This window comes from Massilia sp. 01N417 (genome assembly GCF_056399645.1).
This window is the reverse complement of sequence record NZ_JBFTRS010000013.1, coordinates 65,216-80,895: the sequence shown is the minus strand read 5'-3', so window position 1 is coordinate 80,895 and position 15,680 is coordinate 65,216. Positions and strand designations below refer to the sequence as shown.

The 15,680-nt window shown below is 60.6% G+C and carries 10 protein-coding genes; 3 read left to right on the top strand and 7 right to left on the bottom strand.

Annotated features, from left to right (window positions below):
• Positions 1-3: 3 nt before the first annotated feature.
• A complete protein-coding gene (locus tag AC1DOQ_RS15210) occupies positions 4-669 on the bottom strand; it encodes a metallophosphoesterase (protein WP_477365606.1) in 666 nt (221 codons plus the stop codon).
• Between the two features lie 237 nt (positions 670-906).
• Here AC1DOQ_RS15210 and AC1DOQ_RS15205 point away from each other — a divergent pair, with 237 nt between their 5' ends.
• Together AC1DOQ_RS15205 and AC1DOQ_RS15200 are read left to right on the top strand one after the other, a co-directional pair.
• Positions 907-2,283: a PDDEXK-like family protein gene (locus tag AC1DOQ_RS15205; RefSeq protein ID WP_477365603.1), complete on the top strand. Its 1,377-nt coding sequence runs from the start codon at positions 907-909 to the stop codon at positions 2,281-2,283.
• Positions 2,284-2,285: 2 nt separating this feature from the next.
• Positions 2,286-2,924, top strand: coding sequence for a hypothetical protein (locus AC1DOQ_RS15200; protein WP_477365600.1), 639 nt, complete (start codon positions 2,286-2,288; stop codon positions 2,922-2,924).
• A gap of 123 nt (positions 2,925-3,047) precedes the next feature.
• Here the strand turns inward: AC1DOQ_RS15200 and AC1DOQ_RS15195 are convergent, their stop codons facing one another.
• From AC1DOQ_RS15195 to AC1DOQ_RS15170, 6 genes are all read right to left on the bottom strand, one after another.
• Complete coding sequence (locus AC1DOQ_RS15195; RefSeq protein WP_477365838.1) at positions 3,048-4,172, bottom strand: ABC transporter substrate-binding protein; 1,125 nt, start codon at positions 4,170-4,172, stop codon at positions 3,048-3,050.
• 557 nt (positions 4,173-4,729) lie between these two features.
• The gene (locus tag AC1DOQ_RS15190) at positions 4,730-5,347 is read right to left on the bottom strand and encodes a 3-hydroxyacyl-CoA dehydrogenase family protein (RefSeq protein WP_477365597.1); all 618 of its coding nucleotides are present in this window, start codon (positions 5,345-5,347) and stop codon (positions 4,730-4,732) included.
• Between the two features lie 45 nt (positions 5,348-5,392).
• On the bottom strand, positions 5,393-6,973 hold the full coding sequence (locus tag AC1DOQ_RS15185) for an isocitrate lyase (RefSeq protein ID WP_477365835.1): 1,581 nt from the start codon (positions 6,971-6,973) through the stop codon (positions 5,393-5,395).
• A gap of 553 nt (positions 6,974-7,526) precedes the next feature.
• Complete coding sequence (locus AC1DOQ_RS15180) at positions 7,527-9,590, bottom strand: alkaline phosphatase D family protein (protein ID WP_477365594.1); 2,064 nt, start codon at positions 9,588-9,590, stop codon at positions 7,527-7,529.
• 53 nt (positions 9,591-9,643) lie between these two features.
• Positions 9,644-9,916 (bottom strand): BrnA antitoxin family protein, encoded by a 273-nt coding sequence (locus tag AC1DOQ_RS15175; protein WP_477365591.1) that lies wholly within the window; start codon positions 9,914-9,916, stop codon positions 9,644-9,646.
• Between the two features lie 211 nt (positions 9,917-10,127).
• Positions 10,128-12,914 carry a TonB-dependent receptor plug domain-containing protein gene (locus AC1DOQ_RS15170; RefSeq protein ID WP_477365588.1) on the bottom strand — a complete coding sequence of 929 codons (2,787 nt, stop codon included), beginning with the start codon at positions 12,912-12,914 and terminating at the stop codon, positions 10,128-10,130.
• Between the two features lie 640 nt (positions 12,915-13,554).
• On the opposite strand from AC1DOQ_RS15170, the gene AC1DOQ_RS15165 reads away from it, so the two are divergent.
• Positions 13,555-15,615, top strand: coding sequence for a M13 family metallopeptidase (locus AC1DOQ_RS15165; protein WP_477365585.1), 2,061 nt, complete (start codon positions 13,555-13,557; stop codon positions 15,613-15,615).
• Positions 15,616-15,680 lie beyond the last annotated feature (65 nt).

Below are 15,680 nucleotides of genomic sequence, written 5' to 3'. Positions count from 1 at the left end.
CGCCTACTCCTGTTCCAGCGGGAGCACGGTCAAGGCCTGGTTGAAGACCGCGCCCGTGTCGATGTAGTGCACATTGCCGAGCAAGAGGTCGCGGTCCACCGGCGTATGGCCGACGAAGATCTTCGTGATGCCGGCGACGCGGGAAGCGATGCGGGCGCCGAAACGCTCGCGGCTCCACATGGCGATGCGGGCGATGACCTCGGCGTCTTCATCGCCCAGCTCGGCGATCAGCTCCTGCCAGCTGTCGAAGGGGCAGTCGGCATGCACGATCCCGACCGCGCCGAGGCGCGTCTCGACTTCGATGGCGATCGGCAGCGCGCCGAACATGCGGGCAATCTCGGCCTGCCGCCCGGCGGGCAGGTCGATGAACCAGCGGCCGCCGTTCACCCGGTACTCGAGGCACTCCTGCTCGCCCGCGACGTAGTCGATCGCCATCTGCTCGTGGTTGCCCCGTACCGGATGAAACCACGGCTGCGCCAGCCATTCGACGACCTGCGCCGACTGCGGCCCGCGGTCGACGAGATCGCCGACACTGAACAACCGGTCGGATTGCGGATCGAAACGGATATCGCGCAATGCCTTCGACAACAGGTCGAAGCAGCCATGGATATCGCCGACCACGAAGTCGCGACCCTTCGTATTGACGGGATAGTGGGTAGATAAAGACAAAGGCGCTCCTCGATTGCATTCGAGGTCGATTATCGGTCATGCAGCGACAATCCATGTCGCGCCGGTTTGGCGGACGGCGCGAACGGAATGGACGAATCGAAGATGACGGGCACGGTGTTGGGCCGTTCATTCGCAGCCACCGTGCTCAAGTAAAATATTGCCAACAGTCAATCAATTGAATATGATGGATCAGTATATTTTTTAAAGCTACCAAGCTTCCACGCCATAAGGGCAGCCATGCCAAAAGATTTCAATCACGACCAATCCTTCACAAGCGAACTCGAACACATCGTCAGCAAACCGGAGTTCGAGCAGCTCAGCAAGAAACTGACCAGATTTACTCCTTTCCGGGTGCTGCGGGTCGAGCAATATGAGATTCGGCATACGAATACACTGGCCTGGCTGCTGGATCCGGACGGCTCGCACGGCATGGGCCGCGCTTTCCTGGATCGCTTCCTGCGGCGGATCGTGGGTAAGGTTCCAGCGATGGAAACGGCGTTCGTCGAAGTCCATACCGAACTTGTTTTGCGTGCAGGTGTTTTCGTCGAAAACAGCAAGGAGTCCGGCGCCGACAAAGCCAGTTCGACAGACCGGCTCGACATCCTGGTCGAGGGCCGCAGCAGCAGCGGGGATAAATGGGCGGTCGCGATCGAAGCCAAGATCAACAGCCACGAAGGCGATGAACAACTGAGCCGCTATGACGACGCCCTGGCACGCCAATTCCAGAACGTGGATATCAAGAAGTGCTATCTCACCCTCGATTCGGACGAGACTGTCAGCAGCCCGCATTGGCAGCAGATCCGTTGGGGCGAGGAAGTCGGAAAAGCCTTGGACGAAGCGCTCGAAGACCGTCCTCCTGCCGACCAGCGGGTGAAAGAATTCCTTGCGGACTACCAGGAGCTGATCCGTACGCTGTCCGGCCAAGAGGATGCCGAGACGACCCAAGTGGCGGAGCTGGCGAACCGCGACGATGTCGCCCCCGTATTGCGCGCGCTGAACGAGCGCGTGCGGGCCATGCCTGCCGTGTACAGCTGGGATGGCCCTTGGGCCGAGATCTACCGCAAGCACCAGGCGGCGTTCGACGCTTGCCGCGACGCGGTGCGCGAACAGGGCGCAGCCTTGGTGTGGGGGCTGATCGACAAGATGCTGGCCAAGAATGCGGCGGAGTGGGAGAGGATTTCGCCGGAAGACGGCAAGACGCTGAGTGTCCGCTTTGTCCCGCGCATTTGGGACCAGGTCGACGGGATCCGGAGCGAAAATGGTCATTGGAACCTGTTCTACCATGCTGAGTTCCGCAGGGAACAGAAGGATGTCGAAATCAAGCTGTACGTTGCACCGCCGGGTGATCGGGTACTGCAAAAGGCAATGATGCGGCGCATTTTCGGCAGCGAGCCGGTACTGCGCCCTGACGACCTGCTCAAACCGACTTTGTCCAAGCTGAAGAATTTCATGTCGGGCTCGGGCAAGACCGTCAAACTCTACAGGCAATTCATCAGCTGGCAAGAGCTGCAGGACGGCAAACTGTCGGTGGAAGACCAGTTCGACAGCGCGGAGGCGCAGTTCGAGAACGCCGTCAAGCGGCATACCACGGCGTTGCTGCAAGGGGCAAAGTAAGAATGGATAAAGACATCATCGCGGCCGAAGCAAATGACCGCATCAGCGATCCGGATAGGTTCACGCTCAATGACTTGCACCTGGCGGGAGTTTACTGGCCTATTCTGATGCAGGTTGCGAAGGACAACCAGCATCGACACATTCGCGATTTCACTCTGATCCAGTATGCTGACCTGGTAGCTTTAGCGAAACGCAACAACACTGACGATCTTGTCGTAAAAAACGCCATCAATACGTCGATTGGCCGAAAACTGGATCCCATCAATTGGTTTTGCCGCAAGCATCGCTTGCCGAACCTGAGCTGTCTCGCAGTCAATGCAAATGGCGAACCGGGGACTGGCTATTTGAAAAACAATAACTGGGAATCGGAAAAAGCCGAAGTGGCGGCTTTTGATTGGAGTAGCTGCAATCTGCAATTCAATGAAACGATCAAGGAACGTGCTGAACTGCGCTTGACCAAAGCGGCAGCACAGCGCAAGGAGATGGACGAACAGAAAGCGCGTAATTTGCTCTGGGACTGGTGGGACCCGAAACGTCACCTCTACCCTGATCTCGTCCAACAAAAGGAAGAAGTCCTCGCACTGATCCGCAAGTGGATTCCTGTTGAAGAAGCGGTTGCGGCAGTACTTGGTATTGAATAGGAATCAATGGGATAGCCGAGAACGACGGCCCGGCTGACCACAAGCGAACCGGCTCATCCGGTTCGCGACGCAAGACATGTCATTTCTCGAGGTGGACCGCGCTGTTTGCCAGCGACGACGCCGCTAGGGTTTCCCCGGATCTTTCTGATTTGGAAACTGGTCGAATTCGATGTTGAACAGCTGCCCATCGACTTTCTCGACCCGCCGCACGTATTCCGTCTGCACCACGTCGCGCGTGGCGGCGTCCAGCATGATCGGGCCGCGCGGACTGTTCAGCTGCATGCCCTTCAGGATTGCCATGGCCTTGTCGCCATCGATGTCGCCGTTCAGCTTGCGCGCGACCTCATAGATGGCCGCCATGCCGTCGTAGCCGCCGACGGCCATGAAGTTCGGCCGGCCCGCGCCAGGATTGGCGCTCGTGAAACTCTTGAGGAAGGCGGCATTTTCAGGCGATTTGTGGGCCGCCGAATAATGAAAAGTGGTGATCACGCCCAGCGTCGCGTCGCCCATCGCCGCCAGCATATGATCGTCGGTCAGGTCTCCGGTGCCGATGACCTTGATACCAGCTTCGGCCAGGCCGCGCTCGCGGTAGCCCTTCATGAAAGCGATGGTGTGCTCGCCGGGCGGCACGAAGACGAAAACGGCGTCCGGCCTGGCGTCCTTGATGCGCTGGATGTAAGGTGCGAAGTCGGGATTCTTCAGCGGTACGCGTATCGCCTCCTGGACCTTGCCGCCGCCTTCGGTCAGGGCCGTCCTGAACGCCGTTTCGGCATCGATACCCGGCGCGTAATCGGCTACCAGCGTGACCACGTTCCGGATCTTGTTCTTGAGCGCCCACTTCGCCATCGGCGCGGAGCTTTGCGGCAGCGTCATCGACACGCGTGCGATGTAATTCGACTTGGTCGTAATGGACGAACTGGCCGCATTCATGATGATCATCGGCTTTTTTGCCTGCTCGGCCAGGGGCGCGACCGCCAGCGCCTCGGGCGTCAGGCCGAAGCCGGCCAGGAAATCGACCTTGTCCCGCACGACGAGTTCCTGGGCCAGCCGCTTCGCGATTTCGGGCGAGGGCCCGGTGGTGTCCTTGACGATGACCTCGATTTTCTTTCCGGCGACGGTGCTGCCATGTTGCGCCATATAGGCCTTGATTCCGCCTTCCATCTGCTTTCCGTAATCGGCGAACGGCCCGGAAAACGGTGCGATCAGTCCGACCTTGATGGTGTCCGGACCGGCGGCCTGGGCCAGCATCGTGGCGCATAGCGCACTTGCCGCAAGAACTACCCTGGATACTGCTTTTTTCATGCTTTTAGTCTCCTTTTATGCTGTTCTTGTTTCTTTCTCGCTCACAGTGTGCCTAAGTTTGCCGGCACTGAATACTTGCTGGAAATTGATTCACATAATCAGGTTTTTAAATAATGGTGGATTTGATGAGCTGGCTGGGCACTTGCTGCCTCAGGCAGGAAGGCCGTGCCGCTGCGCACGCCCGGTATTTGCGTTGTGGTGTGGGAGGCGTCGCCGGACCGCCCGCGGGGACACTGGCCGAGCGCTGCGCCGGCGACGCCATATTGCGTTCTGATGAACGACTACTGGCCGGATACGCTGGGCGCAGCCGGCCTTGTCGCGGTCGAGGCTAGCTTCGCGACCAGTCTGTGGTTCAAGATCCTGCTGACATGGCCGCATATCTGGCACACGCTAGCGCGATGTCCACATAGGGCGTAGGGCGGCGGCATCGGGCCGCGCTTCGGCGAACGGTTCGTCGCCTCACGCTTCCGCTAACGCTTCGCCGCCAAGGGCCGCTTCCAGTCTTATCTCGCGCGGCTCTCGCCGGACACGGCAACGACCTGCCGAAGTTTCCCGGCCAAGGCGATCAGCGTGGCCAGGGTTTCCCTGGACGTCCACGTCCCGGGCACCAACTCCCACACCTGGCCGGGACTGCCGGGACTTGGGACATGAAAGCCGAGCACTTCGCCGGCACGCCGGGTGCAGCGGGCCAGCGAGTCCACGCCTTGCGAGACGCGGGTCATCAGGATGGCGCCCGGCTTGGTGACCTGGTCGAGCCGATGAAACAGGCTCTCCCTGGCGCCGGTGTCCGTGCGCGCCGCGTCGATCACCAGATCGCAATCCTTCAAGTGATGGAAGTTGACGGTGCCCGCCAGCAGCGCCATACGCCTCTCCCGCATGTGGGGCGCAAGCCTTCCCTGTGCGACGGCTTCCTGGTAAGTCGACCGCACCAGCGCGATTGCCTCCGCGAGCGAAGCGCGCTCCCGCTCCCACAGCGTGACCGGGACGTCGGCATCGGCCAGGCGCATGGCAATGCCGACGCTCATGCGCGTGGCACCGATGATGCCGACCCGGCCAATCGACTGCTGCCGGACGTCCTCGAGCGCAAGAACGTCCTGATTGTCATCGTTCATGTTAATCATCTGATTTCCTTGGTATCCCGCAGGTACGCATCGTGCAAAAAGGCCTTAGAACTGGTTCATGGTGTTGAGCTTGCCGGAAGCCTTCAGCGCCGCCTCACCGCTGAAGTATTCCTTGTGGTCGTCACCCAGGTCCGAGCCCGACATGTTCTGGTGCTTGACGCAGGCGATGCCCTGGCGAATCTCCTTGCGCTGCACGCCGGCCACGTAACCCAGCATGCCCTGCTCGCCGAAATATTCCTTGGCCAGGTTATCGGTCGACAGCGCGGCGGTATGGTAGGTGGGCAGCGTGATCAGGTGATGGAAAATGCCGGCTTCGCGCGCCGCGTCGGCCTGGAAGGTGCGGATGCGTTCGTCGGCTTCGCGCGCCAGTGCCGAGTCGTCGTATTCGGCGCTCATCAGCTGCGAGCGCTCGTAGTGCGACACGTCGGCGCCCTCGGCCTTCATCCTGTCGAAGACCTGCTGGCGGAAATTCAGGGTCCAGTTGAACGAGGGGCTGTTGTTGTACACCAGCTTCGCATTCGGGATCACCTTGCGGATTTCCTTCACCATGCCGCCGATCTGGGCGATGTGCGGTTTTTCCGTTTCGATCCACAGCAGGTCGGCGCCATTCTGCAGCGAGGTGATGCAGTCGAGTACGCAGCGCGCCTCGCCGGTGCCTTCGCGGAACTGGAACAGGTTGCTGGGCAGGCGCTTCGGGCGCAGCAGCTTGCCGTCGCGCTTGATGACGACGTCGCCGTTCGCCATCGCATCGAGCGACACCTCTTCGACGTCGAGGAAGCTGTTGTACTGGTCGCCGAGGTCGCCCGGCTCGCGGGTGTAGGCGATCTGCTTGGTCAGGCCGGCCCCGAGCGAATCGGTACGCGCCACGATGAGCCCATCGTCCACGCCCAGTTCGAGGAAGGCGTAGCGCACCGCGCGGATCTTGGCGAGGAAGTCTTCGTGCGGCACGGTGACCTTGCCGTCCTGGTGGCCGCACTGCTTCTCGTCCGACACCTGGTTCTCGATCTGGATGCAGCAGGCGCCGGCTTCGATCATCTGCTTGGCCAGCAGGTAGGTTGCCTCGGCATTGCCGAAGCCGGCATCGATGTCGGCGATGATCGGCACCACGTGGGTGACGAAATTGTCGATCTTGTCCTGGATGGCGGCGCGCGCCGGGCCTTCGGCGGCGTCGAGCTGGCGGAACAGGCCGCCGAGCTCGCGCGCATCGGCCTGGCGCAGGAAGGTGTACAGCTCCTTGATCAGCGCAGGCACTGCCGTTTTCTCATGCATCGACTGGTCGGGCAGTGGGCCGAATTCCGAACGCAGCGCGGCAATCATCCAACCCGACAGGTACAGGTAACGGCGGTCGGTATCGTTGAAGTGCTTTTTGATGGAAATCATTTTTTGCTGACCGATGAAACCATGCCAGCATCCCAGCGACTGGGTGTATCGGGATGGATCGGCATCGTAGTTCGCCATGTCGCGACGCATGATCCCGGCCGTATAGCGGGCGATATCGAGGCCGGTCTGGAAACGGTTCTGGGCACGCATGCGGGCCGCGGATTCGGGGTTGATCGCATGCCAGCCCTCGCCCTGCTGTTGCTTGAGACTGGTGATGGCCTGGATATCGTTCTGGTACTGGGACATGATGAACTCCATAAAAAAGAATCGAAATCTCCTGCGTTCGCCGCTGACGGTGATGCGCAGCGAATCGTAGTCGGATGGGTTCATCATAGAGCCGGCACGCGGCTGCATCTTCTATCTTATATAAGACTTAAGCGAATATTTAGCGCATTAAATTCAAAGGCTTACGTAATTTATTCCATTATGTGAAAAGCAATACTGCGAAACGAAATTTCATGACGAAAGCGGCCGGCCGTAAAATTCACGATGTGAAATCCAGTTTGGCGGTGTGAAAAATGATGACCTGCCGGCGATGCTTATACGGTCTTTGTGTTTTCGCGAGAATCCGGAACCGGCGACATGAGACCAGTGGGCCGTTTCACACCACGACGCAGCGAGCCAGGCCTTCGACAGGTGCTTCGACAATGTCGATGTGGTCGGCGCTGGAGTTGCCGATCAGCTATGGCCCGACGGTCGAGCGTCGAATCGCCGGCGCTGGACACCTGATGGAGACCGACCGCTGCGCGTTCGACTGCGGTCGCTCCTGACGGGTCTCGAAGATCACGGCGTGGAGCCGTCACATTGCAAGTCCGATGTCGCCTTCAAGCACCGACGTCTTCAGCCGTGGGCGGGCTCCGCCCTTCCATAGTGCGGCAGTGTGCACGACCCGATACCTGATGTCGCCGCCATCCGGTCGTTCGCTGCGTGTGATCGGGCGTGGGATGCAGACAAACTCGGTGCGCATCTCGTCGGCCGACAATCGAACCTTCGAATAGCCGTGTCCTCCCAGATCGACGAATTCGAGGTGCGGCGCCAGATCCGGATTGGACAGCGCTCGTGCGCGCTCCAGGTCGAAGCTCTTTGCATATTCCAGGCATGAACGCACGCCGTGCTTCAGCAGCATGTTGTGGGTCCAGTCCGGCTTCGCTCCGTTCCCCTTGTCCGCCAGGAACAGCGCGCGCAAAGGCGCGTTCTTCGGCAGCTTGTGCTCATAGGCTTCCATGGTCCCGGCACTGGTGAGCGAGCCGCCCACGAAGCTCAAGCCGACCGGCTCGAACTTGCCGGGCGGCAGCTCCGCAGCTGCATATCCTGCCCAGAAGCTGTGACGGTCGCCCGAGACGATCGCGAAGCCCGTGATGTTCGCGTCGCGCACAAGTTGGTAGATTTCAGCGCGTTCCGCCCACGCCGAGCCGTAATCATATGCGCTCAGCGCCGCATAGGTATGAGGCGGCCACGGCTCTTTGGTCAGGCCGGCAGGCAGGTTCTGCGGATCGGCGCGAGAATCGAGTGCACCCATCGTATTGCCCCAGATTTTCCACGTCGCCGTCGATGTCTGCAGCTTGTCCTTGAACCATGCCTTCTGCTCCATTCCCAGGATCGTTTGCGGCGGCGCATTGCGTTGCGGATTGGGCACCTCGATACCATTGTGGCTGACGACCGCAGGAGGATTGCCACCGTTACAGGCGCGCCCACCGTCCAGGATCTGCATCATCGGCTCCGGCAACATGCCCATGTACTCCTTGCCGAACAGTTTATCGAGCGACGGATCGCCGAAGGAGTCCGCACTTCGATAGCTATGCTGGTCGGTGATGATCAGGTCCAGGTGCCGGCCGTAGCGCAGCGCCCGGTAGCCCTTGAGGCTGTTGATCGCCGCCAGGTTGTTCGGTTCCGTCCCCAGCCCATGCTCGTCGAACTCCTTGATCGGCACGTTGTCGACGGCGGGCGGATCGAAACGTTCGAGCGGGCGGTTTCCGCGCGTGACGCGCGCAGGAAGATACTCGAACCAGGCTTGATTCGCCGCCACCTTGACGCTCTGGCCAGGCTGCTCGAACGCGCCCACTTTAAGAACACCCTGCCAACCCTGGAAAGAGAATTCGTGGTTATCCCACATGGCGACAAACGGCCAGCGTGCGCGCGCATCCTGCAGGTCGGGATCGAGCAGATAGCCTTTATAGATCGCACGGTAGCCATCGACGGTCAGCGGAATGTGGAAGTTGCCGATCTTGTGGCCGTCCGGGATGCGCGCCACCTCATAGATCGTGCGATCGTAGCGGGTTTTCACTTCCTCCGGGTACTGGACCATCTCGTAGATGAAATCGCCCAGGTGCAGGACGAAGCCGAGCTGTTCGGCGGCAGGCGCGCGTTCGTCTTCGTAGATCATCCTGCGGTAGGCATTCAGCTTGCCCTCGTTGAGATGCTGGCAGCTCACGAATGCGAAGTTCACCGGGCGCGGATCATTGGGCAAGGGTGCGGTGATTGTGCGGCCAATCCGGCTGCCGTTTCCGTCGGCGTCGGTGAACCTGTACCAATAGACGCGCGCTGGGTTGAGGCCGCCAAGCAGTACGCGCGCGGTCCAGTCCTCGCCGCTTGTGACCGGCACCTTGGCCTGCGCAATGACCCGGTGGAATGCCTCGTCCTCCGCCACCTCGACAGTCAGGACTTGGCGCGCCTCCCCCGCAAACGGACGCCGGGTCCAGAGAATGACGCTGTGCGGGTCGGGATCGCCCGAGGCAACGCCTTGCGGATACAGATCACGCCGTTCATGCCATCGCACACGCGAAGCCCGGGCCGGGCCGACCCATGCCAGAGAAGCGCCAATTGCCGCAGCAGCTTTGAGAAAGGATCGACGGCTAGTCGTCATTGTTTTCTACTCCGTTTTAATTTTGGGACCAGCGCAGGTGACGCGCCTGTGACTTATACGAACCAACCGGGTTCGCCGCTGGCTCGAGACAGGCGGCTGCGCAGTGCGGCGTTAATCAGCGTCTGATAGCCGGTGCCATAGCGTTTCGCCAGCGCCCGGAAATGGTCGATGACTTCGTCGTCCAGGTAGATCGTGATTCGAGTCTTGTGCCGGGCCGGGCGGTGGTACGCCAGGGTAGGCCTATCGTTGGCGCTATGGTTGTAGCTATCGTTGGCGCTATCGTCGTTGTCGCTAATGTTGTCGCTGCTGTATGGTGCGAAATCCATCTCGTCTCCTTCGATTTATTCCAACTACCTGTGTGTAGTCGGAGATGCAGCACTATACGTTTTACCTGTGCTGCCACACGCGCGGCGCGACGAGTTGCAAAAAACACGTATCGAAGCTGCAAAAAAAGGCGCTGAGCCGTGTGCGCCCCCCAGGCAAGCCGGGGGGCATCGATCAGACAGCGCCTGAGATGGGCCCATGCGGGCCCTTCGGTCAGAACGCCTGGTTGTAACGCACGTAGATAAAGCGGTCGATCGGCAGGTTGGCGTCGACGCGCGACGCCGAGGCAGCGCCGAGGATGGTGCTGCGCGGCTGCTTGTCGAACACGTTGTTGGCGCCGACCATGATCTGGCCCTTCCACGGGGTCTTGTAGGCGACGCTCAGGTCGTTGTAGACCATCGCGCCCATCTGGTTGTAGCCCGTACCCCAGTTGGCCTGGCCGGTCGGGTTGGTGCACTCGATCGGGGCGCTCACATCATGGCTGTAGCACTGGTCGCGCAGCGGGCTGAAGTAACGCGCGGTCCACGAAGCGCTCCATTTCCCGAGGGTCCAGTCCAGCGTCAGGTTCGACTTGATGCGATAGTAGGCGAGGACACCGCCGGCGTCGTATTCGCCGACCTGATTGACCCATTCGGCATCGTTGGTCGCCTGCGTACGCAGTTTGCTGACGAAGGTCGAGTCCGAGCGCAGGCCGAACTGGCCGTACCGGGTGGCCGGGAAGCGGTAGTTCAGGGACAGATCCAAGCCTGCGGTTTCCAGGCCACCGGCGTTGACGTTGCCGTGCGACAGGCTGTTGATCTGGCCGCTGACCGGATCGCGCTTGATCGCATCGCAGTACGACTGAATGCCTTGGACGTAGCAGTAGTTGGCCGTCTGGTTCGCGCTCACACCCGTGATCAGGTTGCTGATCTTGATGTCGTACCAGTCCAGCGACCCGGACAGGCCGGGCAGGAACGACGGACTGTACACGATGCCGAAGGTCGTGGTCTTGGCGCGCTCCGGCTGCAGCGATGAGTTACCCAGGCCGGAGATGAACGCCACGATGCCTTGGGTGCCATCGGTGCTGGTCACCGGCGTGCCGGTCTGGTCGACCTGGCGGAAACCCGGACGGGCGCCGGCGGCGGTGCAGCGTGCGTCCACGCCCGCGGTGCCGCGCTGGCCGAACTTGCTGTCGCAGGGGTCCATGATGTCGTCGAACGATTGCGCGCCGCCGCCGAAGGTGTCGCCGACGGCCGGGGCGCGGAAGCCTTGCGCGTAGGTGCCGCGGGCAAGCAAGTCGCGAACCGGCTTCCACATGAAGCTGGCCTTGCTGTTGTTGGTGCTGCCGAAGTTGCTGTAGTCCGAGTGGCGGGTCGCCAGATCGAAGCTCAACAGCTTGGCCAACGGGGCGTTCTTCAAGACCGGGATGTTAAGCTCAAGGTAGGCTTCCTTGACCGTATAGCGGCCGTGGGTAGGGTTGCCTGCCAAGTTGCTGGAGTAGCCGGACTGCTCGAACTGTCCGGGCTGGTCGTCGCCCCTCACCTCGCGGCGCTCCAGGCCTGCGGCGACGCCGAGGGCGCCTGCCGGCAACTGGTAGACTTCGCCGCTGAGGTTGGCGGTGGCGCTATTGATGGTGCTGCCGTAAGTCGCCTGGCCGGTCGACATCACGTAGTTCCGCACCTGCGGGCTAAACGCGGGTGGGCCGCTGATCAGGTCCCAAGGGGTGCACTCCTGCAGCGGGATCGGGGCTGACAGGGTGCCGCACTGGACCACGCCCTGGGCGTTCATGAACGATGGGCCGAGCGCTTTCTTCAGGTTCAGCAGGTTCAGGTTGCCGGTCGAGTAGATATAGCCGTCCTGCGCGCTGTGGTTATAGCCGACATCCCAGTTCCAGGCCAGGCCGCGCATCGTGAAGTTGCCGGACAGGGTGGAATCGACGTGGAAGGTGCGATTCTGGTTGTCCGTCACGCGCGGCACTTCGGCGGTGCGGCGCAGGAAGTACAGGTCCTGGCCGAACCCGTTGTAGTAACTGTTCTTGTCGATGTAGACCTTGTAGCCCGGCTGGGTGTCGCTGGTCAGCGGTTGACCCGCGATCTGCGTGCTCGATTTGCGCTGCGAGTACATTGCCGTCGTGGTCAGCTGCATATCGTAAGGCAGGTCGACGGTGCCCTTCGTGAACAGGGTGTCCAGCTTGTTCGGCATCTGGAACATCATGTCCTTGGCCGTGTTGTACTTGTCGTCAATGCTGCCGGTCTTGTCATGATAGCTGCTCGGGAAGCGCGGATCGGAGCGCACGCCGCCACCGTGGTTCAACACACGCTCCCAGCCCCCCGTGGCAGGGTCGTTGTTTTGTCCACCAGTGACTGGATCGACCGGACTGATGTCCCCATACGGGCCCATACCCCAGCCTGCAGTCGGGTGGTTGATGCCACGCGGATAGCGGGTGATATCACGCTCGGCGGGCCAGACGACGCCCTGCTCGGTGTGCGACAGGCCGACCATCAGTCGGCCCTTGTCATTGCTGGCGCCGTAGGACAGAGAGAAATCCTTGCTGCGGCCGTCACCCTTCTGGTTTGCGCCGGTGTACAGGCTGAGCTGGGCGCCGTCCAGCTTTTTCTTCAGGATGATGTTGACCACACCGGCAATCGCGTCGGAACCGTAAATCGAAGAGGCGCCGTCCTTCAGCACTTCGACCCGCTCGATCATCGCCGACGGCACGGTCGACAGGTCGGTATAGCCGTTGACGGTCTGGGTCCAGCGTTTGCCGTCGACGAGCACCAGCAGGCGGTTGGAGCCGAGGTTACGCAGGGTAATATACTGCCCGCCGTTTTCGATATTCGAGGTCAGCGAGCCGCCGCGGCTGAACTCGGGCGTGCCGGCCGAGGACAGTTGGGTAAGAATGTCGCCCACGGTGACCAGGCCCGTCTTCTGAATCTGTTCCTGGGTCATCACCTGGACCGGCTGCGCCGTTTCCCTGTCGACCTGGCGGATGCGCGAACCGGTCACTTCAACGCGCTGCATCGACCCTTCCTGGCCGTCCTGCGCGTATACCGCACTCATACCGAATGCCATACCCCCGAGGCAGATCATGCGAATCGATCGGGACAAAACTTTCTCCATCATTTTCTTATTCTCCTGTGTTGAATGCGGCTGGCGTAGAAACAGCCGGCCGCAAGGTGCCGTATATGCAGCAATCTTGAACGAAAGCCCAATGCTTTCTTTCAAGCCGGCAATGGGATCACCTGTGTATTTTTAGGGTCAAATAAAAAAATGTATCGTTTTGTATTCGTTGTATATAGACTTATTTATGCTACAACGCGTAGTTTTTCGAAAGACGAAAACCAATAATCAATGTATAATAGAATACATATACTATGCAGATACATATGCTCCGGTACAAAAAGATAAGATGATTCGCGGGACGGATCGCACACCGGTTTAGCTTCTTTACGGGATTTTTTCGTTTTAATGAACGGAGAATTTCTGACTCTGCCGCCAGCTCTGCAATCGGCCAAACGCCAGCCTGCAGCGACTCACCCGACCGGCATTGGTGCCGTCGCGGCCCCAGTTATACATATAATATATACAATCTGTAATATTCATTCGTATTTTGAATCATTAGAATGGGAGGCACTACAACAACTGGAGGAGAAAGACCGGCATGAAACGATTCGCACTGAGCGCGCTGGCTCTGGCACTGACCGCCGCATTCGCCCACGCCGCCGAAGGATCGGCCAAGAACACAGCCGTACACGGCGGCCAGACACTGGCATCCGGCATCGCCACACAATATGTCGACCCGTCCGTGCGTGCGCAGGACAACTTCTTCGAGCACCTGAACGGCAAGTGGCTCAAGACCATCGAGATCCCGGCCGATAAGTCGAGCTGGGGCTCGTTCATGGAATTGCGCGAAAATACCCAGCCGCAACTGCGCGCCATCATTGAGAAAGCCGCCGCACAGCATGCCGCCAAGGGCACCGACGAACAGCGCATCGGCGACTTCTACACCAGCTTTATGGACGAGGCGCGCCTCGAGCAGCTGGGCATGACCCCACTGAACGGTGAACTCGCAAAGATCGCCGCAATCAAGGACAAGTCCGAACTGCCGGCCGTGTTCGCGCACATGAACCAGCTGGGCGTGAACACCCCGTACGATTTCGGCATCCACCTGGACAACAAGGACGCTACCAAGTACGTCGCCGACATCAGCCAGGGCGGCCTGGGCATGCCGGACCGCGACTACTACCTGAAGGCCGACGACCAGAAGCTGTCCGACACCCGCGCCAACTACCTGGCCCACGTCAGGAACCTGCTGGTCATGGCCGGCGACCAGCATGCTGCCGAAAATGCCAAGGCGATCGTGGCGCTGGAAACCGAGATCGCGCGCGCACAATGGACCAAGGTCGAGCTGCGCGATCCGGTCAAGGCCTACAACAAGGTCGACCTGGCCAGGTTGGGCGACGTGGCGCCGGGCTGGGACTGGAACACCTGGCTGAAGGGAACCGGCATCGAAGGCAAGGTGAGCTACGTGATCGTCAGCCAACCGACCTACCTGAAAGGCTTTGCCGAAATCGCGGCCAGGACGCCGCTCGAGACCTGGAAATCCTACCTGCAGGCCCACCTTATCGACAGCTACGCCAGCTACCTGAACAAGGCGTTCGCGGACGAGCACTTCGCCTTCTACAGCAAGACCCTGTCGGGCGTGGCGGAGATGGCGCCGCGCTGGAAGCGTGGCGTCGGTGCGGTCGATGGCGCGATGGGCGAATCGGTCGGCAAGCTGTACGTCGCCGAATATTTTCCGGCCGAGCGCAAGGCGCGCATCGAAAGGCTGGTGAACAACCTGCTGGCCGCGATGAAGCAGGACATCGACACGCTCGACTGGATGAGTCCCGCGACCAAGAAGGAAGCACAGGTCAAGCTGTCCAAGTTCACCGTCAAGATCGGCTACCCGAACCAGTGGAAGGACTATTCAAGGCTGGTGGTCGACAAGAGTGACTTGGTCGGCAACGTGATGCGCGCTCGCGCCCTGCACTTCGACCGCGAACTGAACAAGCTGGGCAAGCCGATCGACCGCGCCGAGTGGGAAATGACGCCGCAAACCGTCAACGCTTCCTACGACCCGGAATACGACGAGATCTTGTTCCCGGCTGCGATCCTGCAGCCGCCCTTCTTCGACGCCAACGCGGACGACGCCGTGAACTACGGAGGTATTGGCAGTGTGATCGGCCACGAGATCAGCCACGGCTTCGACGACCAGGGCGCGCAATACGACGGCGACGGCAACCTGCGCGACTGGTGGACCGCCGCCGACCACAGGAAGTTCGAGGCCAAGACCCGCGCACTGGTCGCGCAGTATGACGCCTTCGAAGCGGTCCCGGGCTACCACGTGAACGGCGCGCTGACCCTGGGCGAGAACATCGGCGACAACTCGGGCCTGGCGATCGCCTATAAAGCCTATCACCTGTCGCTGAAGGGCAAGAAGGCCCCGGTGATCGACGGCCTGACCGGCGACCAGCGTTTCTACATGGGCTTCGGCCAGGTATGGCGTTCGAAGATGCGCGACGCCATGCAGATCATGCTGATCAAGACCAATCCGCACTCGCCGGGCCAGTTCCGCGCCAACGGCACCGTCAAGAACCAGCCGGGCTTCTACGAGGCCTTCGGCGTCAAGCCGGGCGACAAGATGTATCTGGCACCGAAGGATCGCGTCATTATCTGGTAAGCCTGCTACCGCAAGCAGTTGCCGCTCCTTGCGGCGTGCGCGTCGCAAGGAATAAGTGATGTGTC